Source organism: Paraburkholderia madseniana, assembly GCF_009690905.1.
GTDB lineage: Bacteria > Pseudomonadota > Gammaproteobacteria > Burkholderiales > Burkholderiaceae > Paraburkholderia > Paraburkholderia madseniana.
Genome location: NZ_VOSW01000079.1, coordinates 1 through 22677, shown reverse-complemented (window position 1 = coordinate 22677; position 22677 = coordinate 1). Strand labels below are relative to the sequence as shown.

Here is a 22677-nt window from a genome sequence, read left to right as displayed (position 1 = left end):
GCACTGCCGATGCCGTACGTGCTACTTGACCGCCTTCAACACCACCTCGGCGTCGAGATCCCGTTCGATCCGGATCAGATCATCCTTCACGCCGGCAAATTCATCGGCAGAGCACATCTGATGGCCAAACGCGGCTCGCAGGTGTCGCCTGACCTGCAAGACCCGCGCGGCAGGATCGAACACGTAGCGAGAAGAAAACTCGAAGAAACGATCCTTCACCGCGGCATCCGGCGGCACATCCGTCACGCGGGCGAACCTCGGCAGTGTCATCGCCAGCGTTTCATCGAATTCCCCGCCGATGCACGCCCAGGGCTGCGTCCTCGCAGGCTCCGCCAGCCATGCCTGCACCTGCCCGGCCATTCCGCCGGACAAGCTCGTCAGGGCCGGCACAGCGGTCGTCCCATCGGTCCAGACAAAATGTGCCACCCGTCCCTGCATCGACGTGGAAAAAGGTCCATCGGTCGAGACCAGATCGCCCGTGCGCAACTGCGCTGTGCCATGCAGGCCCGTCAGCAATAGACGATTCGCCGCAATCTGTTGCGTGCGCTGCCGCGTTGCCCGTCGAAACATATTGCGTTCGAGCTCCGCAGTATAGCCGGCATCTTCCACGCGATAAGCGTAGTTCGCCGCCCCGCTCTCGTCGACGTCGATCTGCAGGCGCGCCGTGCGCTCGCGCAACTGGGTGGCCGGCGTGCGCGCCAACACGCCCTCGTCGACCAGCAAAACGGGCCGATCCATCGCGCTCGGCGGCAAATAGCCAAAACTCATGCCGCCTGCCGTGGTGTCGGCAAATAGCGATAGATCAGGAATCCAGACGATTGCATGATTGATCGCGCTTTCGCCGTAGCCGGGCACCGCTGGCAAACTGTAGTACGGCCCGAGATTGAGCAGGACGGCCTCGCTGCGGATGCCGACCGCGGCGAGAAACGCGCCGTACAACGCGACGTGGTCCTTGCAGTCGCCATAGCGGTTGTGCAGGATGTCGATCGCCTTATGCGGGATCGCCGCCGTCTCGCCGAGAAACAGCGCAACGTAGCGAATATTCAGGCGCATCCAGTCGAACAGGACCTGTGCCTTCGCACGCGGATCGCTCACCTCTGCGGTCAGGCTCCGTGCGAGTTGAACGATGGCCGGGTCGCTCATCGTCGCGTCGGCCGCAGGGCCGCGATAACGCGCGGCGAAACTCGCGAAGTCCGGCACGGTCGACACCATCAGCCGGTCGCCCCAGTTCGCATAGCCCACCGCGCCCGCTTCGAGCGGCGCATACGGGCCGTGCTGGTAATCGAACTCGTAGCGGGTGCGACCGTTTGCCGTGACCGGCGGCAGCGCGACGTAGCCGCGCGCATCGGCATAAAGCGGCACGTCGGTGGGCAGGTCGAAGATCAGGCGCTGCATCTCGACAGGCTCGCGCGTCGGTTCGACCAGGTACGCGAACGTGCCGGCCTGCAGAGGCTTCGTGCGCGTCTTGCGAAACGCCAGATGCACGCGCGAGCCGGGTTCGACGCCCGGAAAGATCACCGTGCGCAACACGCCGTCTTCGAAACTCGGTGCGCCCGCCGAGCGGGGTTCCTGCACGTCGCGGATCGCTTCAGGCCCGACCGGATGCGCGACGCCGTTCGGGTCGATCGTTTCCGCGGTCAACAGTTGCACCTGCTCGATGTCCTTGTTGAACCACACGTAGCGTTGCGCGATATCGTCGACGCCGCTCGTCGTGTTGGCCCGCAGGACCGTGTCGTCATGTTCTTCGACGGAGCCGTCTTTCTGGATCACGAAGAGGTGGACGTCGCGCTCTGTCGTCGAGGGGGAGAGGTCGTCGTTCGAGGTGCTGGAGGTGTTCAAAACACTGCCCTCAGCAAGCGCGTTGGTTGCACACGCAACCAACGCCAACGCGGCGGTCAGCGCCACGAACGCGAACCACCGCGTCATGCGCGGCGCGCCCTGCCTCGCGCGCGCCACGCACGCGGACTCGACGCAAACTCCGCGCGAAATGCGTGATTGAAATTCGACAGATCGTTGAAGCCGCAATCGAGCGCGATATCGACAACCTTTGCGCTGTCGTCGTCAAGGCGCAGCGCCGCTGCTCGCAAGCGCGCCCGCAGCACATATTGATGCGGCGTCACGCCAGTTACGCGCTGGAACGTGCGCAGGAAGTAGAACTCGCTCAGGCCCGCCGCGGCAGCGAGGCTCGTCAGCGTATGCGTGGCGCCTGGCGTGTCGTCGATCAGGCGCACCGTCTGCGCCACGCGCGACCAGGCCGCGGCGCTTGCGGGTGGTTCCGCGCGCTTCAATGCACCCGCCGCCTTGAGCGTCGCGACGGCCACTTCGACCGCGAGTTCGTCCCACACCGCGCCGCCCGTATCCAGGGCGCCGGCACAGGCCCGCGCGATCAGCGGCGACAACGAAGGTAGCGACGGAATGCGCGCGCGCCTGAAGTTCAGATCGCCGCTCGCGATGCCCGCGTCCGCAGCAAGCCGCTCGAAGTACGCCGGCGCATAGCGGAAGGCAATGCAGCGATCGCCGGGCGCATGCCGATGGCCGCATTCGAAGCAGTCACCCGTATTGCCAAGCAACAGCGCGCCGGGGGTGAGCAACGCGCGTCCCGTCGCGGTCCGGTAGCCGAACGAACCGGCGACCACCATCGCGATGCACACGCCCGCGTGCCGTTCCTCGAACGGCTGGTCGCGCGGGCCGAAGGTGCAAAGGATGTCCGCGACATCCCAGCTCGCGCCTTGGGCCAGCGGACGCGCGCTTGTGCTGCCGCGCGTGCCTTCCCGCGCGCGCTGCGCGAGCGCCTGCTGCAAAGTGACGGCAATTTTCCCCAAGATGCACCTCGGCTGAGTCCGTATCGTCGTTTTAGCACATCGGCGGCCGGCGCGGTTTTGCCCGTTCCGGCGATGGCGCTTTCACTGAACGCTCGAAGGAGCACATACGATGAACATGCTGGACGACACCGTCGAGCGCGGCTTTCACGCCGCATTGACCGCCCCGGCGCGGGCCGCCGACATCGATGCCACCGACGACCTCTACGGCTGGCTGATTGGCAGTTGGGACATGGACGTGCTGCATTACCGCGTCGACCTGGGCAACGCGCGCCGCCGCGGCGAGATTCATTTCGGCTGGGTCCTGGAGGGGCGTGCCGTACAGGACGTGTGGATCATGCCGCCACGCAGCGAACATCATGCGGGGCTCGCTGCCGCCGACACCATGTACGGCACCACGCTGCGGGTGTGGGACCCGGCGCTGCGCGCGTGGCGCGTGACTTACATGAATCCGCTGACCGGCCAGCGCGATGAGCTGATCGGCCGGCGCGTCGGCAATGATCTCGTGCAGATCGGCACGCACGCCGACGGCACACCGATTCGATGGAATTTCACCGATATCACAAGGGATTCGTTCCGCTGGACCGGCGTCGCGCTGGCGCAGGATGGCGTGACGTGGACGCTCGAGGCGGAATTTCACGCACGGCGCAGGCGTTAGGTTGCGGCCGGACGACCAGGAGATTCAAGCCTGCATGCAACAAAGACGCCGAGTTGCAGGCGTCAATCCCCTCCCCCAATGTGCGCGAGCAAGGCCTGCAAGCGCTCCACATGCCTGAGCAGCAAATGCCGATGCTTTTCGATCTGCTCCAGCCGGCCAGCCAGGTCCGCCTGAATCGGGTGGTCGAGATCGGCGGCGGCGATCACGTCCTCCACTTTCGATCGCATCGATGCAAGATCCACCGGCATCTGGCTCAAATGCCGCTCGAAGCGCCGCACGTCCTGCATCGCCAGATCGCGGACCTTGCGGAAGTGGGCCTGACGCCGATGCGCTTCGGCGTCGAGCGTCTCTTCTTCCACGCGTTTGGCCGGACCCGTCTGGCCGAAAATCGGCTCGGGCGGGCGCAGCACCGTCTTCTTGCGCACCGGATGCGCCGTGCCGCGAAAACGCGCAAGCGGCTGTTCGTTGTCGATTGCTTCGCGCGCCTTGGCCGGTATGTCCTCCCCGGTATGCGACACGTTCATCCAGCCATTCGGCAAGCCCGTCACCGCCTCGATACCGCGTACGAACTCCTCGCTGAATTCGCGCTGGCCGGACAGGATCAATTTCAGGTAGCTGGCGGAAAAGGTCATCATGCGCGCCAGACGCGTCGCGGCGCCGACCTCGCGGGTCAGCAGCACCAGGTTCGCTCGCCAGACCGGGAGCAGCAATTCGTCGGAATCTTCCATCGCTGGGTCTTCCATCTTTTTGCCCGATGTATGGATGACGCGATGTGCACACGTCATCGTTCTGAAAGGGTAGTCGCTTCAGCGCATGGCGCGCAATGCCCGCGCGCGCATTCCGCGACGCTCGATGTGCCGAAACGACACGCTGCCGCGCGCCGCTGTCCAAGGATAAAACGCCTCACAGCTCGGCGTTTTGAGTTGACCCATGCATTCGGTCGGCGTTCCTCCGCTGCGTGCGCAATGTGTGGCATTCTTTTGACCCGTTGCGGCACGCCGCGTGCTGCAGCGTTAGCACCACCACCATGATTTAAGGATTTTGTAATGAAGAAACTCGTTCTCGCTATCGCAGCAACCGTCGTCACCCTGAGCGCGATCGCTCCCGCCCAGGCTTATGAACACCACCGCGAATGCCACAAGGTGCGCGTCCACCATCACTGGGAACGTCACTGCCACTGATCGTTATGCGGCGCCCCATACTGCGCGCATCGGAAAGCCTCGCCAAAAGCGAGGCTTTTTTTGCGGCCGCTCCGTTTCAACGAGGCTCGGGTCAAAACCCCGCGAGTCCACAACCCCGCGGTTCACCCTTAAACCAATCCTGCGACGCTCTATACGTTCGGCGCGAACGCCGCAGCATGCAATCACGGACACATGCTGTTACACCTTTGCGGTGTGAGCCGACGCGGTCGCGGCCTCGCGGAATGCGAAGCGCGGCGAACCGCGTGGAGGAGATGAAATGGATACCACTGACAGCAGCAACGTCAAGCCGCCGCTGTCAAACTGCTGCCGTCAAGCTGCCCTAACGCGCTCCAACGCCGTCGTCACAAGTTCTTCCAGCAAAGGCTCGACCTTCGCAGCCAGCGCTTCGTCATACGCATACGGCATCTGCTCCTCCATATACGTAATCTGCGACAACTCGAGTTGTACCGCGTGCACACCCTGCGACGGCTGCCCGTACTGCCGCGTGATATAGCCGCCCTTAAACCGCCCGTTGGCGACAGCAGAGTACCCGCCATGCCGCCCGACCACAGCAGCCAATTCCTCGCCCAATCCAGCCACCGCGCTGGCGCCGTTCGACGTGCCGAAGTTGAAATCGGGCAGACGTCCTTCGAAAAAACGCGGCACGTGCGAGCGAATCGAATGCGCTTCCCACAGCAGCACCTTGCCGTGCTTCGCCTTCAGCGCGGCCAGCTCGCCCGTCAGCGCGTCGTGATAGGGCTTCCAGTAAGCATCGCGCCGACGCGCGACTTCGGCCTCGCTCGGCAGATGGCCGTCGAGGTACAAGGGTTCCTTGTCGAAGGTATCGACCGGCAGCAAGCCGGTGGTGTCCTGCCCCGGATACAGATTCGCGCCGTCGGGCGGACGGTTCAGGTCGATCACATAACGCGCGTAGGTCGGCGACAGGATCGACGCGCCCATGCGTTTCGCAAACGCGTAGAGACGGTCGAGATGCCAGTCGCAGTCGTCGGTGCGCTGCGCGACCAGCGTCATCGTTGCGGCGATATCGGCGGGGATTTGCGTGCCCAGATGCGGGATCGAAATCAGCAACGGCAAGCTTCCCTGATGCAGCGATAGAACCGGCGGAGTAGTAGTAGACGAAGCAGTCATGTCAGTCCGGAATCGATGGGATCGATAAAAATCGAAGGCTCAGCGTGTTCAGCCATTCATGCGAGCATTTCGCTTCAGCAAGTGGTTTCAGCCAGCGGCGTCAGCAGTTTACTTGAGCAAATCGGCGAGCGCCCCGCGATAACGCGCGTACGCACCCTCTTCATCGCGATGGCGGCGGTTGTCGACAACCTTGTCGCCGCCCGCATAGACGTCGCGAATCGGTGTCTCGCCATGTTCGCAGAATACAACGCCCGAGAGCCACGCGTTCGGCGCGTGCTCGGCGATGCTCGAATGATCCGGGTCGAGCACCAGCCAGTCGGCGCGGTGGCCGGCCTGCAATGCACCCACTGCACGACCGGTGGCATGCGCGCCGCCTTCGAGCGCCGCGTCGAACAGACGATCGGCCACGTGCGTGGCCTGCGCCGATGCCAGCACATTGCGCTGACGGCGAGTCAGACGCTGGCCGTATTCGAGCAAACGCAATTCCGCCCGCCAGTCGACGCCGATATGGCTATCCGATCCGACCCCGATGCGCCCTTGCGCGTCGAGATACTCTTGCGCCGGAAAAATGCCGTCGCCGAGATTCGCTTCGGTCGTCAGACACAAACCCGCGACCGCACCGCTTTTCGCGAGCGCCAGGGTTTCGTTGGCATCGACATGCGTGGCGTGCACGAGGCACCAGCGGCTGTCGACGTCGAAGCGATCGAGCAGCCACTGCACCGGCCGCGCACCTTCGGTTTCGAGGCAGGCGTCGACTTCGGCGGTTTGCTCGGCGATATGGATGTGAACCGGCGCGCTTCGATCGATACCATTCAGCAATGCATGCAACGAATCAGCCGATACCGCACGCAACGAATGCGGCGCGACACCATAACGTAACGCCGCGCTCTCGGGACGCGCCGCGCGCACCGTGCCGAGCAGATCGAGCAGACTCTCCGGCGTGTTGATGAAGCGTTGCTGATCTTCGCGCGGGGCGCGCGAGCCGAAGCCGCTGTACTGATACAGCACGGGCAGCATCGTCATACCGATGCCGCTCGCCGACGCGGCATCCACCACACGCTGCGCCAGTTCCGCCTGATTCGAATAGCGGCTGCCATCCGGCGTGTGGTGCACGTAATGGAATTCGCAGACCGACGTGTAGCCCGCCTTCAACATCTCGATGTACAGCCACTGCGCGACGGCAGCGAGCCCTTCCGGCGTGATCCGTGCGGCGAAGCGGTACATCAGATCGCGCCAGCTCCAGAAGTTGTCCGTGGCGTTCGCACGATACTCGGTCAGACCGGCCATCGCGCGTTGAAACGCATGCGAGTGAAGATTCGGCATGCCAGGCAACACGGGGCCCGCGGTTTTTTGCACACCGTCAGGAACCGCCGCCGTATCCGGCGTCACGGATGTCAGCGTGCCGTTAGCGTCCCATTCCAGCAGCACATTGCGGCGCCAGCCGTCGGGTAGATAGGCGTGGTCGGCAAATAGTGATCGTTTTGATTGCATCATCTCTCAGGCCCTAGCTCAAATCACGCCGTGTATAAACAGTCTCGCCTGCGCGCACGACTCGCGCGCACAACGGACGCCCAATCCAGTAAGCCAGCTCGGCAAGCGTTTCCACCGACCACACCGCGAAGTCCGCCGCACGCCCGGCTTGCAGCGAGCCATGCTGGTCCGCCTTGCCGAGTGCACGCGCCGCATGCGTGGTCACGCCTTGCAGCACTTCGGGCACCGTCATGCGGAACAACGTGGTCGCCATGTTCATCATCAACAACAGCGAGGTGGTGGGCGACGTGCCGGGATTGCTGTCGGTGGAAATCGCGATCGGCACCTGGTAGCGCCGCAGCAAATCCAAAGGCGGCAATTGCGTCTCGCGGATGAAGTAGTACGCGCCAGGCAGCAGCACGGCAACGGTGCCGGACGCTTTCATCGCGGCGACGCCCGCTTCATCGAGGAATTCAAGGTGATCCGCGGACAGCGCATGGTGACGCGCAGCCAACGCCGTGCCGCCGCCGTTCGATAACTGCTCGGCGTGCATTTTCACCGGCAATTTATGGCGCTCGGCGGCCTGGAACACGCGCTCGCTTTGTTCCAGAGAAAACCCGATGCGCTCGCAGAACACGTCGACGGCGTCGACCAGTCCTTCGTCGGCGAGCACGGGCAGCATCGTGTTGCAGACTTCGTCGATATACGCGTCGGCTCTTCCCGCGAATTCAGGCGGCAAGGCGTGCGCCCCGAGAAACGTCGTATAGACCGTCACCGGATAGCGCTCGCCCAACCGGCGCGCGACGCGCAGCATCTTGCGTTCGCTGGCGAGATCGAGGCCGTAGCCGGATTTGATTTCGACGGCGGTCACGCCTTCGGCGAGCAGCGGTTCGAGGCGCACGGCCGATTGGCGGAACAGCGAGTCTTCGTCAGCGGCACGCGTGGCGCGCACCGTCGAGACGATGCCCCCGCCCTGCCGCGCAATTTCTTCATAACTGACGCCCGCGAGACGCTGCGCGAATTCATCCGCGCGCTGGCCGCCGTACACCAGGTGGGTATGGCAATCGACGAGGCCTGGCGTCACCCACGCGCCGTGCAGATCTTCGCGCGGCCATGCGGCGTAGTGGGCGGGTAAATCAGAAGCCGCGCCGAGCCATGCGATCTTGCCGTTTTCAACGGCAATCGCGGCATCGGGCAGCGTGTGTTGGGGATCGCCCTCAGGGCAGAGTTTCAGGTGATGCCAGACGGTTTGCTTCATCGCGTGCTCGTTGCAGCTCGTTGCGTGTCTGTGGTGGTTCGCGGCGCGCTTTGCCGGGCTTTTGCCAGGCGTTTGCCAGGATTCAAGCGCGCACGCGAATCGTCGTCATAGTTGCGGTGATCACGTGTAGCGGATGCTGATCGCGAGCAATGCGCCCGCGCCCTCGACCACGCATGACAGCGCACTCGGCGTGTCGATGCGCAATGTGTCGTCGGCTTCAAGCACTTGCGGTTGGGCTTCGACACCTAGCGTGACCGAAACCGAACCGCTGGCGCAAAACAACAACACAACGTCGGCGGACAAAGTGCGTTGCGTAGCGCCGCGCCATACCTCAGTTTCGCCTACCGCCGTACCACGGCGGACCATCAGGTTGAAGTCGCGCGTGGCGCCGTTGACGAGGCGTGCATCGATTCGCGCTTCGCCCGCAAACCGCGCGATATCGAGTGGTTGAGTCAACGTGTGTGTCTTCACGGCGTGAGCACCGGTGTCGTCTGTTTCGTCGAGCAACATGCCCGCGCCCGACAACAACACCAACGTGCGGTCGATACCCGCGAAACGCGAGAACGGCCCTGCTTGCGCCACGTCGGCGATGCTTACGCGCCACGTGAATGCATCGAGCCCTGCGCCTGCGGGAAACGCCCCCACTTCGCGCGTGACGCCGCCGCCGTTCTTCCACGGCGCCGCCACGAGGTCGGCGCCGCGAATGAGCGTCGTGGTTGCCACGTTAGGGACAACCGCCACGATCAACGGCCCAGCATCGGCAGATTCAGACCTGCCTCGCGCGCCGTTTCCTGCGCGAGTTCATAGCCTGCATCCGCGTGACGCATCACGCCCGTCGCCGGATCGTTGAACAGCACGCGGCCGAGGCGCTCCTTCGCAGCGTCCGTACCATCAGCGACGATCACGACGCCCGAGTGCTGGCTGAAGCCCATGCCAACGCCGCCGCCATGATGCAGCGAGACCCACGAAGCGCCGCCTGCCGTGTTCAGCAGTGCGTTGAGCAGCGGCCAGTCGCTGACCGCGTCCGAGCCGTCCTTCATCGATTCGGTTTCGCGATTCGGGCTTGCCACCGAACCGGTGTCGAGGTGATCGCGGCCGATCACGATCGGCGCCTTCAACTCGCCATTCCGGACCATTTCATTGAACGCCTGGCCCAGACGATAACGATCCTTCACGCCGACCCAGCAGATCCGCGCGGGCAAACCCTGGAACGCAATGCGTTCGCGCGCCATGTCGAGCCAGTTGTGCAGATGCGGATCGTCAGGAATCAGTTCCTTGACCTTCGCATCGGTCTTGTAGATGTCTTCCGGATCACCCGACAGCGCGACCCAGCGGAACGGGCCCTTGCCTTCGCAGAACAGCGGGCGGATATACGCCGGCACGAAGCCCGGGAAATCGAACGCGTTTTCAACGCCCATTTCCAACGCCATCTGACGAATGTTGTTGCCGTAGTCGAGCGTAGCGGCGCCACGTTCCTGCAGCGTCAGCATCGCCTGAACCTGCTTGGCCATCGACTGCTTGGCGGGCAGCACGATGCTGTCCGGCACCGTCTTCTGACGCTCGCGCCAGTCTTCGACATTCCAGCCTTGCGGCAGGTAGCCGTGAATCGGATCGTGCGCGCTGGTCTGATCGGTCACGCAATCCGGCGTGATGCCACGCGTCACGCATTCAGCGAACACATCCGCTGCGTTGCCGAGCAGGCCGATCGACACCGGCTTGCCCGCCTTCTTCGCTTCTTCAAGCATGGCGAGCGCTTCGTCGAGCGTCGCCGCTTTCTTGTCGACGTAACGCGTCTTCAGACGGAAGTCGATACGTGTCTCATCGCACTCCACTGCAATCATCGAGAAGCCGGCCATGGTTGCTGCGAGCGGCTGCGCGCCGCCCATGCCGCCGAGACCACCCGTCAGAATCCAGCGGCCCGAAGGATCGCCGTTGAAATGCTGGTTCGCCACCGAGAAGAACGTCTCATAGGTGCCCTGCACGATGCCTTGGCTGCCGATGTAGATCCAGCTGCCCGCGGTCATCTGCCCGTACATCATCAGGCCCTTGCGATCGAGTTCGTGGAAGTGTTCCCACGTCGCCCAATGCGGCACCAGGTTCGAATTCGCCAGCAGCACGCGCGGTGCGTCCGCATGGGTCTTGAACACGCCGACCGGCTTACCCGATTGAATCAGCAGCGTCTCGTTCTCTTCGAGGTCTTTCAGCGACGTGAGGATCTGATCGAAGCAATCCCAGTTACGCGCGGCACGGCCAATGCCGCCGTACACGACCAGTGCGTGCGGATGCTCAGCGACTTCCGGGTCCAGATTGTTCTGGATCATCCGGTACGCGGCTTCCGCGATCCAGGTCTTGCAGGTCTTTTCCGCGCCGCGCGGTGCGCGGATCGTGCGGGTCGGGTCCAGACGCGGGTCGATGTGTTTCGGGTTGTTCATGGTGGCCCTCGGGATGCTTGAAAATGTGCGGGAGAAGTTCAGGGAAATGAGTCGGAAACGGTCTTTAAAAGCGGTGAAATCAGAAATGTCCGGTGAAGCGATAGCGGCTGCCGGGATGCCAGAGATTGGCGATCGAGGCGACCTGGCTTTGCGACCACGTGCGCCGATGCAGCACGAGGCACGGTTCGAGTTCATCCATCGTCAGCAGCTCGCGGGTATCCGCATCCGCAGCCAGGGCTTCGATGCGGTACTCGACACGCTGCAACGGCGCCACCCGCACCAGATACTGATTCGGCGTGGTGTTCGTGAAGTCCTGCAATGCGTACTCGGGCGCGACCGCCGGGTTGACCCAGCGCTCTTCGAGTTGCACCGGCTCGTCGTTTTCGAAATGCAGCACGCGTGAATGAAACACCGGACTGCCCGCGCTCACCTGCATTTCTTCGGCAAGCGCTTCGTCGGCGATGCTCGCGCCGATGTGCAGCACGTTCGCCTGATGACGATGACCGCGCGCGACGATTTCGTCGGAAATACTGCGGATCGCCACCAGTGTCGATTCGTACTTGGGCCGGGCGACAAACGTGCCCGAGCCCTGCACGCGCGTCAGCACCTGCTCCGAAGTCAGCTCGCGCAACGCGCGGTTGACCGTCATGCGCGCCACGTTGAATTCACGCGCGAGCTCGTTTTCGGAGGGCACCTGGTCGCCTTCAGCCCATTCGCCCGCATGGATGCGGCCGAGGATGAAGTCCTTGATGCCCTGATAGGCCGGTGCGTTCATTGGCTTGATTGGCGTGCTTGAAACGTGATGTTCGAGCTTACTGCTCGGACGCGAACGAGAACGGGCTCAGCTTCGCGATCGTGCCGTTCTGCACGAGACGCGTGACGGCCGCGATATCCGGTGCGAAATAGTGGTCGAGTTCGTAATGCGCGACGTCCTTGCGCACTGCGTCCATCACTTTCTGCAGGCTCGGGCTGGTCTTGTGCGGCGCGCGCAGATCGACGCCTTGCGCAGCAGCGAGCAACTCGATCGACAGAATGTTCGCGACGTTTTCAGCAATGTCGCCAAGCTTGCGCGCAGCGAACGTCGCCATCGAAACGTGATCTTCCTGGTTCGCGGACGTCGGCAGCGAATCCACCGATGCCGGATGCGCAAGCGTCTTGTTCTCCGACGCGAGTGCCGCAGCCGTCACGTGAGCGATCATGAAGCCCGAGTTCACCCCACCGTCGCGCACGAGGAACGGCGGCAGACCCGACAGCGTCGCGTCGATCAGCAGCGCGATGCGGCGTTCGGCCAACGCGCCGATTTCCGCGACGGCGAGCGCGAGGTTGTCAGCGGCAAATGCGACCGGCTCGGCGTGGAAGTTGCCGCCCGACAGCACTTCGCCCGTGTCCGGGAAAATCAGCGGATTGTCGGAGACGGCGTTCGCTTCGATCAGCAGCACGTCGGCCGAATGACGCATCTGGTCCAGACACGCGCCCATCACTTGCGGCTGGCAGCGCAGGCTGTACGGGTCCTGAACCTTGTCGCAATCGGCGTGCGAGACATTAATGCCCGAGCCTTCCAACAGCGAACGGTAAGCCGTTGCCGCGTCCGTCTGGCCTTGATGACCACGCAGTTCGTGAATGCGCGCGTCGAACGGCTTGACCGAACCTGCTGCTGCATCCACCGACAACGCGCCCGCCACCAGTGCGGTGCGGAACAGGTCTTCGATGGCGAACATGTTGTAGAGCGCGAGCGCGGTCGAGGCTTGCGTGCCGTTCAGCAGCGCCAGACCTTCCTTCGCTTGCAGCGTGAGCGGCTTCAGGCCCGCCAGCGCGAGGCCTTCGGTAGCCGGCATGCGCTCGCCCTTGGCGAACACTTCGCCGACGCCAATCAAGGTCGCCGACATATGCGCGAGCGGCGCGAGGTCGCCCGATGCGCCGACCGAACCCTTGACCGGAATCACCGGCAGCACGTCGGCGTTGTACAGCGTGATCAGCGCTTCCATCACCTCGCGGCGAATGCCCGAGTGGCCGCGGCCGAGACTCGACAGCTTCAGCGCGATCAGCAGGCGCACCACCGGACGCGACATCGGCTCACCCACGCCGACCGCGTGCGACAGCACCAGATTACGCTGCAGCAGCTCGAGCTGGTCATGCGGAATGTGCGTGCTGGCGAGGCGCCCGAAACCCGTGTTGATGCCATACGCCGGCTCGCCCTTTGCGGCGATATCGGCGACGGCTTTGGCGCAGGCGTCGATGGCGGCGTGACTGGCGGGATCGAGCTGCAGCGCGACGTGCTCGCGGGCGATCTGGCGCAGTTGCGGGAGGGTCAGGTAGCCGGGCTTCAGAATCATCATGGTGTTGTGTCCTGTCTTGTCTATACAATTCAAGAGGAAGTCTAGCGACGTCGGCTTGTATATACAACTTGTTTTTGCAGCTTCGGGCCTGGGGGTTTCCATTAGAGATGGAAGCTTACGTGGTATGCATATCGCTTGAGCCGGGGGTTTCGGGTGTCGGCGCGCGCCGCATCGCATTTGTTCGTCGCGACAACCAACTTGTATATACACGTTCAAAATACAGGGCGGCAAGCGGACAAAAAAACTCATGACGCCGGGCTGGCGCGGCCGGGTCAGTCGGAACGGCCAATCCACCGATTCCGCTCTGCGTCGTTGCCCCTCGGCCTCGATGCGCGTCTTCCAGAGTTATAGGAGAGCGCACCGAAGACGCAAAAAAGCCCGCACTCATAGGAGCCGCGGGCTTTTTTAGACGTACCGCGTGAGGGCACGGCTCACGCCGGAGACGGTCTGCTGCAATTTCTCTGCCGCCGCGGTGATCGAACCGCAGTCGATCACCGTCGCGAACACCAGTAATTCGCCGGCGAACGTCTTCATTGTTGATTTAAAATCAAGATTGATTTGAGACTAACACGCTTTTTGCGAGAATCAAGACGGCGGATACTGCGTCCATGTCATCGTATTTCCGGTGTTTCCACCTTAGGAGAACGTCTTGAAGATTTTCATTACTGGCGCAAGCGGCTTTATCGGCGGTTCGATTGCGGCGCACCTCGTGCGCGCCGGCCACCATGTACGCGGTTTGATTCGCAAGCCCGAACACAGCGCCGAGTTGCAACGCCTCGGTATCGAACCCGCCATCGGCACGCTCGACGACCGTGAACTGCTGATCGCCGAAGCCAAAGCCGCCGACGCGGTCATCAACGCCGCGAGCAGCGACCATGAAGGCGCAGTGAAAGCGTTGATCGACGGCCTCGCCGGCTCCGGCAAGCCGTTTCTGCATACGAGCGGCTCGAGCATCGTCGGCGATGCCTCGGGAGGTGAAGCGGGCGAAGCACGCATCTATCACGAAGACGCCCTGCCCGAGCCGACCGCGGACAAAGCGGCACGCGTCGCCATCGATCAGCTCGTACTCGATGCGGCGCAGCAGAACATCCGCTCGGCGGTGTTGTGCAACACGCTGATCTATGGCCACGGCGCGGTGCCGGGCAGCGCAAGCGTGCAGTTGCCACGGCTTGTGCGTCAGGCGCAAAAGAGCGGCGTGGTGCGGCATGTGGGCAGCGGCGGCAACATCTGGTCGAACGTGCATATCGACGACGTCGCCGAACTCTATCGCCTTGCGTTGGAGAAGACGCCGGCGGGCACCTTCTACTTCGTCGAAAGCGGCGAGGCGTCGTTTCGTGACATGAGCGCCGCAATCGCCCGCGTGATGAAACTGGGCGAGCCGCAAGACTGGCCGCTCGCAGAAGCGCAGAAGGAGTGGGGTTACGAAATGGCTTCGTACGGGCTCGGTTCGAACAGCCGCGTGCGCGGTGAGCGCGCACGCAAACTGCTCGGCTGGCAGCCTGAACGCACCTCGGTGATCGACTGGATCGAGCGCAACATGATGGCCGCCAAGTGAGTTCCTTCGCGGCTTAACCCAAGGGGGCTTCCTTCGGGGCGCAAGCCGAGGGGGCGTCCTTCGGGGCGTAATCCATGTAAGCCCAGGCGTAGCAAATCCGTAAGCTCACCTCGCTAGAATCCGGCTCACGTAATAGCGCGATTCGACGATACGAGTCGCGCGTAAGCCCGGATTTGATCGATGACCTTGGCGTTGAATTTCGACTGGCTGACCAACCTGCTAGCGATTATTTTCGTCGTAGCATGCCTGTACGATGCACGCTACGACGAGTACGGCACGTTGACGCTGTCCGCGGCCGTGATGAGTCTTGTCGTGATGGCGATCGAACTGTTTCTCAAACCCGCCTTCGACATGGCGTTGTGAGTTCGGCGCTGCGCGATGCAGCGCCATCAGCTTTAACTTGCGTCTCACCTCGCCGCCTACGGACAACCACGAGTAGAGGCGCGAGCGGCTACGTCAGACCGCGACTTCCGGCGGCGCCCGGCGGAAACAGCGCGTGATCCAGCCGAGATAGCACAACCCCAGCACGAACCACACCGCGCCGAGTACCAGTGCGGTTTTCTCGAGACTCACCAGCAGCCAGATATCCGCAATCGCGCCGGCCAGCGGCAACAGCAAGCCGCCGATCACACCCATCGCATTCGCGCTGCCCTTCGCGTTGAAGAACTGCCGGATCACACACAGATTGACCGCGGTGAACGCGAGAAATGCGCCGAAATTGATGAACGAGGTCGAGGTCGCCACGTCGAGCTTCAGTGCGACAAGACCGATTGCACCCGCGATCGCGATGTTCAGCGCCGGCGTCTTGAACTTCGGATGCACGAAACCGAAGATGCGATTGGGCAAGACTTCGTCGCGTCCCATTGCATACAGCAGACGCCCCACGCTTGCCTGTGCCGAGATGCCCGACGCGAACTGCGCGAGAATCAGCCCGGCCAGAAACACCGTCACGAAGATATCGCCGCCTACTTTGCGCGCGACTTCGAAGGCTGCCGAATCCGGATCCTTGAATACCGCACCCGGATGCGCGAGCTGCACCGTGTACGCGGCGATCACGAAGATCGCGCCGCCGATCAGCGCAATCAGTACAATCGCGCGCGGCATGGTCTTTTCAGGGGCGATGGTTTCTTCAGTCAACGTCGACACTGCGTCGAAGCCGAGATACGAGTAGGCGGCAATCGCGGCGCCTGCCATCGTCGCCGAGAACGGCACATGCGGCTTGAAGAACGGCTCGGCCGAAATCAGACCGCCGGGACCGACCGCCGCGGTCACATAGTGACAGCACAACACGACGAACAATGCGACGATCGCGAGTTGCACGACCATCAGCACGATGTTGAAACGGTTCGCGAGTTCGAGGCCGAGAATATTCAGCCCGCTCGTCAACACAATGAACGCGACGATCCAGATCCAGCTTGGAATGTGCGGAAACGCGGCGCTGAGATACGCGGCGCCGATCAGCCAGATCACCATCGGCAGGAAAAAGTAATCGAGCAAGGTGGCCCAGCCGATCATGAAGCCCAGATGCGGATTGAAGCTTTTGCGCGTGTATGTGTACGCTGAACCCGCTACCGGGAAAAGCCGTGCGAGCTTGCCGTAACTGAGCGCGGTGAACACGATCGCGATCAGGGCAATCAGATACGCGAGCGCGGCGGTGTCGTTACTGGCGGTCGCCAGCACACCATAGGTGCCGTAGACGATCAGCGGCGCCATATAGGCGAGGCCGAACAGCAAAACCGAAGGCAGGCCGAGGGTGCGTTTCAGATGCGCGCTTTGGGGCGCGGCAGGTGCTCCGGCGCGCTCCGTGGGTGATGTTGGGGTCATACGGTGTCTCCTCTTGCGAATGGGCGAGCGTCGTCGAGGGCAACGTTGAACGCGCCCCGGCCGGGTTTTGTCGATCAGTCTTGCTGGGTGCGCGGATGTCGCGCCGATGCTTCTTTGCCTAACGTGATGCGCGTAGGTGCGCGTAGGTGCATATGCGCGCTTATGTGCGCCTGCACCTGCGCGGCCCGCGCACGCGCCTTAGCGCGCGCGGATCACACGCGCACGTTGCCCTTGCTCGCCGTCCAGCGTCGCGAGGTCGAGCGCAATGCGCGCGTCATGCAGATAACGATAGTGCTCGCGCGCGCCTTCGAGACGCGCGGGATCGAGCGTGGCGCGCAGGACCGTTTCTTCGTGGCCGGCGTCGCACACCACGTCGCCTAACGGATCGATCAGCGCCGATTCACCGGGGAACGTGAGATTGTCGTCGCCCGAACCGATGCGATTCACAAGCGCCGCGAACATCTGATTCTCCATCGCACGCGCCACGATTGCGCGGCGATGCACCGGCCCGAACGGGTCCATATTGCCGTTCGTCACGATCAGCAGATCGGCGCCGAGCGAGGCGACCGCGCGCGCCGTTTCCGGAAATTCGATGTCGTAGCAGACCAGGATGCCAACGGTCAGACCCTTGAAGCTGCATACTTCGTAACGGTCGCCGGGTTCGAACACACCGACATCCGACGCCCACAGATGCGTCTTGCGATAGCGCAGCGCGATCTCGCCGCGTTCGTCGACCAGCACCGTGGTGTTAAAAAAGCGGCTGCCGTCACGCTCGGCGAGACCTACCGCCACGGCTACGCGTGCTTCGCGCGCCGCATGGCGGACTGCGGTCAGCGACGGCCCGTCGATCGGTTCGGCCACGTCGCCGATGGTGTCTCGCGTCGGAAAACCCGACAGCGTGGTCTCCGGAAACACGATCAGATCGGTTCCGGCCGCGCGTTGACCGATGGTTTGCAGCACGCGTTGCACGTTTACCCCGCCTACGCCCACGGCGCCATCCACGATGGGGATCTGTGCCAATTCGAGTTGAAGCATTTTGTCTCCTGTGTCGGCCAGAGTTGGCGCTTTAGCACTTACTCTGGTCCCATTACCAGTCTGCTTCGCGTTAAATAGCGGCTGTTGTCAGGCGCCCGCGTTTCAGGTTGGGCCTATTATTACCAGACATATTTTTGTCCGTAATCACCCGGCAGGGTTACCCTCAACGGAGCACGCATGGAACTCGAATGGCGCGACCAAGCCTTTCATCGCGAGATCGGCGCGGTTATCGAAGCACTCGACAGCGCACAATTCTGGACTCGCCTCACGCGCGCACTCGAACGCTATGTCGTGTTCGACAACTGGGTCGCCCTGCGCTTCACGCCTGGCATGGCGCCGCTCGTCTGCGCAGAATCGCCGACACCGGACGGCACGGTGGATGTGATGTTCCAGGACTATCTCGCCGCGCTCTATCAACTCGACCCGTTTTATATTGCCGCGACCGAGAAGCCCGCATCAGGCTTCGTCACGCTGGCGGACGTCGCGCCCGACAACTTCTCGATGACCGACTATTACCAGCGGTACTTCAGGAAAAACATCGTCGGCGATGAAGTGCACTTCAACTACATGATAGACGCGAGGCATACGCTGGCGTTCTCGCTTGGCGCAACGCAGCGCTACGGCGAGCGTGATCTGGCAGTGCTCGCGCTCTGCGCGCCATGGGTGATCGCGCTACTGCGGCAGCGCTTGCCGTATGAGGCATTCGACGCGCCGGAACCGGCCTCGAGCGAGGCGGTGGCGCAAACAGCGATCGACACGGGCGCTCCAGCGGACACGCCCACCTATGCCGCGCGTTTCGAGCAGGTGTCGTCGGCGGGCGGCCGCTCGTCACTTACCGCGCGAGAAGTGGAGGTGGCGATGCTGACCTTGAGCGGATTTTCAACGCGCGCCATTGCGGAGAAACTGACGATCTCGTTCGAGACGGTCCGCGCGCACAAGAAGCACATCTATACGAAACTCAACGTCAACTCGCAATCGGAGTTGTTCGCGCTGTTTTATGAAGCGGGACGCAAAGGGGCATGACGTCCCGCTTATTCTTTGCCGGCGCGCGTCAGGCGCTGCACGCGGCGCAACCGCTCGCCTTCTCCTCATAACGATCGTGATGCTTGAGCCACTCGCCCATATTCTTCTTCTCCTCGCGGCCTTTCGGCGTTACGTCGAGATGCGCGTACGCGCTGAGGAACTGCTCGCCGCCGCGTCCGTAGGTGGAATACGTGTGATAGACGTCGCCCGCTGCGTCCTTGTAGAACACGCTGTGACCGGGTAGCTCGTCGATGCCGACATCCTGCTCGGTGAAGTTGTAGTACCCCTTCTTACTGGCGATCTCCTCCGGCGTGAACGACACGTGATAGTCGAAATTGAAGTCGCTCTCATTCGATGACACCCACGGAAACTTCCAGCCCATGCGTTTTTTGAAAGCCTCGATCTTCGCGAGCGGCCCACGCGAGACCGCCACGTAGGATACGTCGTGATGTTCAAGATGCGTCAGGATGCCGTCCATGTGATCCGACACGAACGAGCAGCCAAAACAGCCCTCTTCCCAATCCGGGCCGAGCATGAAGTGATAAACGATCAACTGGCTACGGCCGCCGAACAGATCGGCAAGTGTCCTGGGGCCTTGCGGCGTTTCGAATACATAGGTCTTCTCGACCTTCACCCAGGGCAGCGCCCGCCGTTTGCGGGCGAGTTCATCGCCGGCACGTGTGTACGCTTTCTCTTCGACCAATAGCGCCTTGCTGGCGGCCAGCCATTCTTCCCTGGTGCCGATACGGTGTTGCGGGTCCATGTGCGTCTCCTTCTCTGCGTCGTGCAGATTCGATAGAGCAAAATCAGACGAATTCAGGCGAAGTAACGTTCCAGCGAATCGAGGCCGCCGTTCCAGCCGAATTGGTGGTGGTCGCGCGTTTCTTCGTCGACGAACTGTTCATGCGTGAGCGTCAGCAAGGTAGCGTTGCCGTCCGGGCGCAGCAGCACCGTGACGAGCGACTCCTGCTCCGGACTCGAACGCCATGCCCATGTGAACACCAGTTTGGCGTCGGGCACCACCTCCAGATACTGACCATTGACCTCGAGTTCCCGGCCGTCCGTCTTGAGATACCTTATCAAATAGCGTCCGTCCACGCGCGCATCCAGTTCCGCCCGAATCACCTCGGCATCACCCGGATGCATCCACTTCATGAGTTGCGCCGCTTCCGTCCAGGCGCGGAAGACTTTGGCGGGCGCGGCGTTGATTCGGCGCTGGAGGGTAAGACTGGGTTTGGCGGGCATGGCGGTTCCTCTTCGACGAAAGCAGCAAGACGATCGAGTGATTCGGACCAGAAGCGCTGATAGCGAGTGAGCCATTCCATGGCTTCCTCCATCGGTCCGGCGGACAGGCGGCACGCCACCGTGCGGCCGGTTTTTCGGCGCGTGATAAGACCAGCCTCGGACAGCACGTCGAGGTGTTTCATCACCGCAGGCAAGGACATCGCAAACGGCTCGGCGAGTTCGCTGACCGACAGATCGTTCAGTTGGGACAAACGCGCGAGCAACGCACGCCGCGTCGGATCGGACAGCGCGGCAAAGGTGCGATCGAGTAACGCTTCATTAAACTTAACCATGAGGTTAAGTATAGAAACACGCGTAAGAATGTCAAGGACAGGTGCGCACTTTTCTCAAAGCGCGCAGGAAGAGGAAGGTGCGAAGGGGATGCTGAAAAAAGATACGCGGCGCATCGCAGATCAAACTCTGCAACACGCCGCGTCAAGGTGGAGAACAACCGACTACACGTTTGAGCGAAGCGGCAAGGAAAGCCCGCCCCACTCTCGCGTTACAGCAAACCGCACAAAACTCAATGCGGCAGAATCAGATCGCCCAACCGCCGAGATAGAAGCCGACCAGCACGACAGCGATAACAACCGTGCCCACGTTCAGCTTGCGATACTCGCCGCTCACCACGCGGCCGATCACCAGCGTCGCGAAGCCGAGCATGATGCCCGTCACGATGTTGGCGGTCAGCACGATGAACACGGCGCACATCAGGCCCGACATCGCGTCGACCATATCGTCCATGTGCAGCTTGCTCACGTTCGAGAGCATCAGCAGACCGACATACATCAGCGCCGGGGCCGTTGCATACGAGGGCACCAGACTGGCCAACGGCGAGAAGAACATCACCACCAGGAACAGCAGACCGACCACCGCTGCTGCCATGCCCGTCTTCGCGCCGGCTGCAACACCGACCGTCGATTCGATGTAGGCAGCCGCCGGTGCACCACCGAGCAGGCCCGAGAAAATCGAGCTCAGCGAATCCGCCGTCAACGCACGGCCGCCGTTGATGATGCGGCCGTTTTCGTCAAGTTGACCGGCCTGTCCGGCAACGGCGCGAATCGTGCCGGTTGCGTCGAACACAGCGGTCATCACGAGTGCCAGCACGCTAGGCAGGACCGCCATCGACAGCGCGCCCTTGATGTCCATCGCACCGATCAGCGACGAATGGCCCGGCGCGCTCAGCGACGGCAGTGCGAACACGCCGTGGAACGCCACCGCCGGATCGATCAGGAGCGCAATCGCCGAGATCGCGACGATCACGATCAGGATCGAACCCGGCACGCGACGGCGCACCAGACCGAAGATCGCAGCCAAACCCGCCACCGACATGATCGCGGGCAACGCCGTGATATTGCCCAGCGACACCGGCAGACCGGCGCCCGGATTCTTGACGACCAGACCCACGTCATTCGCGGCGATCAGCAGCAGGAACAGGCCGATGCCGATCCCCGTGCCGTGCGCGATGCCGGTCGGCAGGTTGCGAAGGATCCACGAACGCACGCCCGTCACCGAGATCCCGGTGAAGACGACACCCATCAGGAACACGGCGCCGAGCGCAACGTTCGGCTGCAGACCTTTACCGAGCACGAGGCCAAACGCCGTGAACGCAGTCAGCGAAATCGCGCAGCCGATCGCGATCGGCAGGCGCGCCCACACGCCCATCAGCAGCGAGCCGAACGCGGTGGTCAGGCACACGGCGACGAACACCGCGCTGGTATCGAAGCCCGCTTTGCCGAACATGCCCGGCACGACGAACACGGAATAGACCATCGCGAGGAAGGTCGTGATGCCCGCGACAATTTCCGTACGCTGCGAACTGCCGCGTGAAGAGATTTCGAAGTAGCGGTCAAGAAAGCCCTTTCCGTCGAATGATTCGGCGCCGACTTCAGAAATCGGTTGGGCGTGGGGTTCCATCATGATGAGTGCCTCCTTTATCAGCGGGCTGAAACGGCTCGTATTCCGGCCGCCATCAGGTTCGTCTCGTTGCGTTGATCTAATGTGGTGTGGCAAGGTTTGAACGTCGGCTTGCGATGCGTCAGACAACCCGCATGCTCCGTTCTTCTTTTGCTGTCCCGAAATGTAGGCCAACACAAATATGTCTCCCATCGCATGAATGGCATGCTCGACATGTCGCGATGCTTATATCGTTTAAGGGACGGCAAACCATGGGGACGCTCCGCGCGTTTACACCTACGATTTGTCATCGAGTTGTGAAAGGGTTTTGAGGGGTTCGACGCGCAAAAACGGGCCTACGTCGGGGCAAGGAGCGCGCAACGCGGTATGAATCGTGCGCCGGGGACACCTGTCAGAAAGCCTGCAAAACCGGGCCGCCCCGGCGCCGCGGGTTACACTCTGGCCCTTACCTGACGCAACTGAGTGTCTTAACGGCGGCGGCCCACAGCGCCCGTCCGCACTGGTCCATGGAGTCCTTCTTGATGAGCGGCGGTTTTTCGCGTCCTGCCTGGCGTCTTCTGCTTGTTGCTGTGTTCGCGCTGTTCGCGCTGTCCGGTTGCAGCCTGCTGTGGGGCCCGCAACAGGCGCCGATTGTCGATGCCACGGTGATGCCCGTCGAACCCGCGAGCGCGCCCGTAGCCGCCTCCGCGCCGGAGCCGGCCGAGACTGAAGCGGCCGAGCCCGAACAGCCGAAGAA

The 22677-nt window shown here is 62.6% G+C and carries 21 protein-coding genes and 2 pseudogenes; 6 read left to right on the top strand and 17 right to left on the bottom strand.

Annotation, left to right across the window (positions count from 1 at the left end; genetic code table 11):
- Positions 1 to 21: 21 nt before the first annotated feature.
- Together FSO04_RS32475 and FSO04_RS32470 are read right to left on the bottom strand one after the other, a co-directional pair.
- Positions 22 to 1926 carry a DUF3857 domain-containing transglutaminase family protein gene (locus tag FSO04_RS32475; RefSeq protein ID WP_154565682.1) on the bottom strand — a complete coding sequence of 635 codons (1905 nt, stop codon included), beginning with the start codon at positions 1924 to 1926 and terminating at the stop codon, positions 22 to 24.
- The gene (locus FSO04_RS32470; RefSeq protein ID WP_154565681.1) at positions 1923 to 2822 is read right to left on the bottom strand and encodes a helix-turn-helix transcriptional regulator; all 900 of its coding nucleotides are present in this window, start codon (positions 2820 to 2822) and stop codon (positions 1923 to 1925) included. Before FSO04_RS32470 ends, FSO04_RS32475 begins: the two co-directional genes overlap by 4 nt.
- 115 nt (positions 2823 to 2937) lie before the next feature.
- Between FSO04_RS32470 and FSO04_RS32465 the strand changes: the two genes are divergently transcribed.
- Entirely contained in the window at positions 2938 to 3477 is a 540-nt protein-coding gene (locus FSO04_RS32465; protein ID WP_233465050.1) for a hypothetical protein, read from the top strand.
- Positions 3478 to 3539: 62 nt separating this feature from the next.
- On the opposite strand, the gene FSO04_RS32460 is transcribed toward FSO04_RS32465, so the two are convergent.
- A complete protein-coding gene (locus tag FSO04_RS32460) occupies positions 3540 to 4205 on the bottom strand; it encodes a hypothetical protein (protein WP_154565679.1) in 666 nt (221 codons plus the stop codon).
- Between the two features lie 318 nt (positions 4206 to 4523).
- On the opposite strand from FSO04_RS32460, the gene FSO04_RS48375 reads away from it, so the two are divergent.
- Positions 4524 to 4658, top strand: a complete 135-nt coding sequence (locus FSO04_RS48375) for a hypothetical protein (protein ID WP_266242397.1) — start codon at positions 4524 to 4526, stop codon at positions 4656 to 4658.
- A gap of 330 nt (positions 4659 to 4988) precedes the next feature.
- On the opposite strand, the gene hutG is transcribed toward FSO04_RS48375, so the two are convergent.
- The 8 genes and pseudogenes from hutG to FSO04_RS32420 all read right to left on the bottom strand — a co-directional run.
- Positions 4989 to 5807, bottom strand: coding sequence for an N-formylglutamate deformylase (gene hutG / locus FSO04_RS32455; protein WP_154565678.1), 819 nt, complete (start codon positions 5805 to 5807; stop codon positions 4989 to 4991).
- Positions 5808 to 5915: 108 nt separating this feature from the next.
- Positions 5916 to 7301, bottom strand: a complete 1386-nt coding sequence (locus tag FSO04_RS32450) for a formimidoylglutamate deiminase (RefSeq protein ID WP_154565677.1) — start codon at positions 7299 to 7301, stop codon at positions 5916 to 5918.
- A 10-nt stretch (positions 7302 to 7311) separates the two neighbouring features.
- Positions 7312 to 8535: an imidazolonepropionase gene (gene hutI, locus FSO04_RS32445; RefSeq protein ID WP_154565676.1), complete on the bottom strand. Its 1224-nt coding sequence runs from the start codon at positions 8533 to 8535 to the stop codon at positions 7312 to 7314.
- A 120-nt stretch (positions 8536 to 8655) separates the two neighbouring features.
- Positions 8656 to 9258 carry a HutD/Ves family protein gene (locus tag FSO04_RS32440; protein ID WP_233465049.1) on the bottom strand — a complete coding sequence of 201 codons (603 nt, stop codon included), beginning with the start codon at positions 9256 to 9258 and terminating at the stop codon, positions 8656 to 8658.
- A gap of 20 nt (positions 9259 to 9278) precedes the next feature.
- Complete coding sequence (hutU, locus tag FSO04_RS32435; RefSeq protein ID WP_154565674.1) at positions 9279 to 10967, bottom strand: urocanate hydratase; 1689 nt, start codon at positions 10965 to 10967, stop codon at positions 9279 to 9281.
- Positions 10968 to 11046: 79 nt separating this feature from the next.
- Entirely contained in the window at positions 11047 to 11742 is a 696-nt protein-coding gene (gene hutC / locus FSO04_RS32430; protein ID WP_054040559.1) for a histidine utilization repressor, read from the bottom strand.
- A 37-nt stretch (positions 11743 to 11779) separates the two neighbouring features.
- Positions 11780 to 13303 carry a histidine ammonia-lyase gene (gene hutH, locus FSO04_RS32425; RefSeq protein ID WP_171929237.1) on the bottom strand — a complete coding sequence of 508 codons (1524 nt, stop codon included), beginning with the start codon at positions 13301 to 13303 and terminating at the stop codon, positions 11780 to 11782.
- A 414-nt stretch (positions 13304 to 13717) separates the two neighbouring features.
- Positions 13718 to 13837 (bottom strand): annotated as a pseudogene (locus FSO04_RS32420) (LysR family transcriptional regulator); the annotation flags it as partial.
- A gap of 115 nt (positions 13838 to 13952) precedes the next feature.
- On the opposite strand from FSO04_RS32420, the gene FSO04_RS32415 reads away from it, so the two are divergent.
- Positions 13953 to 14858 (top strand): NAD-dependent epimerase/dehydratase family protein, encoded by a 906-nt coding sequence (locus FSO04_RS32415; RefSeq protein WP_154565673.1) that lies wholly within the window; start codon positions 13953 to 13955, stop codon positions 14856 to 14858.
- Between the two features lie 180 nt (positions 14859 to 15038).
- Entirely contained in the window at positions 15039 to 15221 is a 183-nt protein-coding gene (locus FSO04_RS32410) for a hypothetical protein (protein ID WP_154565672.1), read from the top strand.
- Positions 15222 to 15314: 93 nt separating this feature from the next.
- Here the strand turns inward: FSO04_RS32410 and FSO04_RS32405 are convergent, their stop codons facing one another.
- Positions 15315 to 16682 (bottom strand): APC family permease, encoded by a 1368-nt coding sequence (locus FSO04_RS32405; protein ID WP_154565671.1) that lies wholly within the window; start codon positions 16680 to 16682, stop codon positions 15315 to 15317.
- 198 nt (positions 16683 to 16880) lie between these two features.
- The gene (locus FSO04_RS32400) at positions 16881 to 17717 is read right to left on the bottom strand and encodes a carbon-nitrogen hydrolase family protein (protein WP_154565670.1); all 837 of its coding nucleotides are present in this window, start codon (positions 17715 to 17717) and stop codon (positions 16881 to 16883) included.
- Positions 17718 to 17894: 177 nt separating this feature from the next.
- Between FSO04_RS32400 and FSO04_RS32395 the strand changes: the two genes are divergently transcribed.
- Positions 17895 to 18740, top strand: coding sequence for a helix-turn-helix transcriptional regulator (locus tag FSO04_RS32395; protein WP_154565669.1), 846 nt, complete (start codon positions 17895 to 17897; stop codon positions 18738 to 18740).
- A 28-nt stretch (positions 18741 to 18768) separates the two neighbouring features.
- On the opposite strand, the gene FSO04_RS32390 is transcribed toward FSO04_RS32395, so the two are convergent.
- From FSO04_RS32390 to FSO04_RS32375, 4 genes are all read right to left on the bottom strand, one after another.
- Positions 18769 to 19503 carry a DUF899 domain-containing protein gene (locus FSO04_RS32390; protein ID WP_154565668.1) on the bottom strand — a complete coding sequence of 245 codons (735 nt, stop codon included), beginning with the start codon at positions 19501 to 19503 and terminating at the stop codon, positions 18769 to 18771.
- A 53-nt stretch (positions 19504 to 19556) separates the two neighbouring features.
- Positions 19557 to 19895 (bottom strand): SRPBCC family protein, encoded by a 339-nt coding sequence (locus FSO04_RS32385; protein WP_233465048.1) that lies wholly within the window; start codon positions 19893 to 19895, stop codon positions 19557 to 19559.
- The gene (locus tag FSO04_RS32380) at positions 19892 to 20317 is read right to left on the bottom strand and encodes an ArsR/SmtB family transcription factor (protein WP_154565666.1); all 426 of its coding nucleotides are present in this window, start codon (positions 20315 to 20317) and stop codon (positions 19892 to 19894) included. Before FSO04_RS32380 ends, FSO04_RS32385 begins: the two co-directional genes overlap by 4 nt.
- Before the next feature lie 244 nt (positions 20318 to 20561).
- Positions 20562 to 21944 (bottom strand): NCS2 family permease, encoded by a 1383-nt coding sequence (locus FSO04_RS32375; protein ID WP_154565665.1) that lies wholly within the window; start codon positions 21942 to 21944, stop codon positions 20562 to 20564.
- 518 nt (positions 21945 to 22462) lie between these two features.
- On the opposite strand from FSO04_RS32375, the pseudogene FSO04_RS32370 reads away from it, so the two are divergent.
- Positions 22463 to 22677, top strand: a pseudogene (locus tag FSO04_RS32370) (PRC-barrel domain containing protein); the annotation flags it as partial.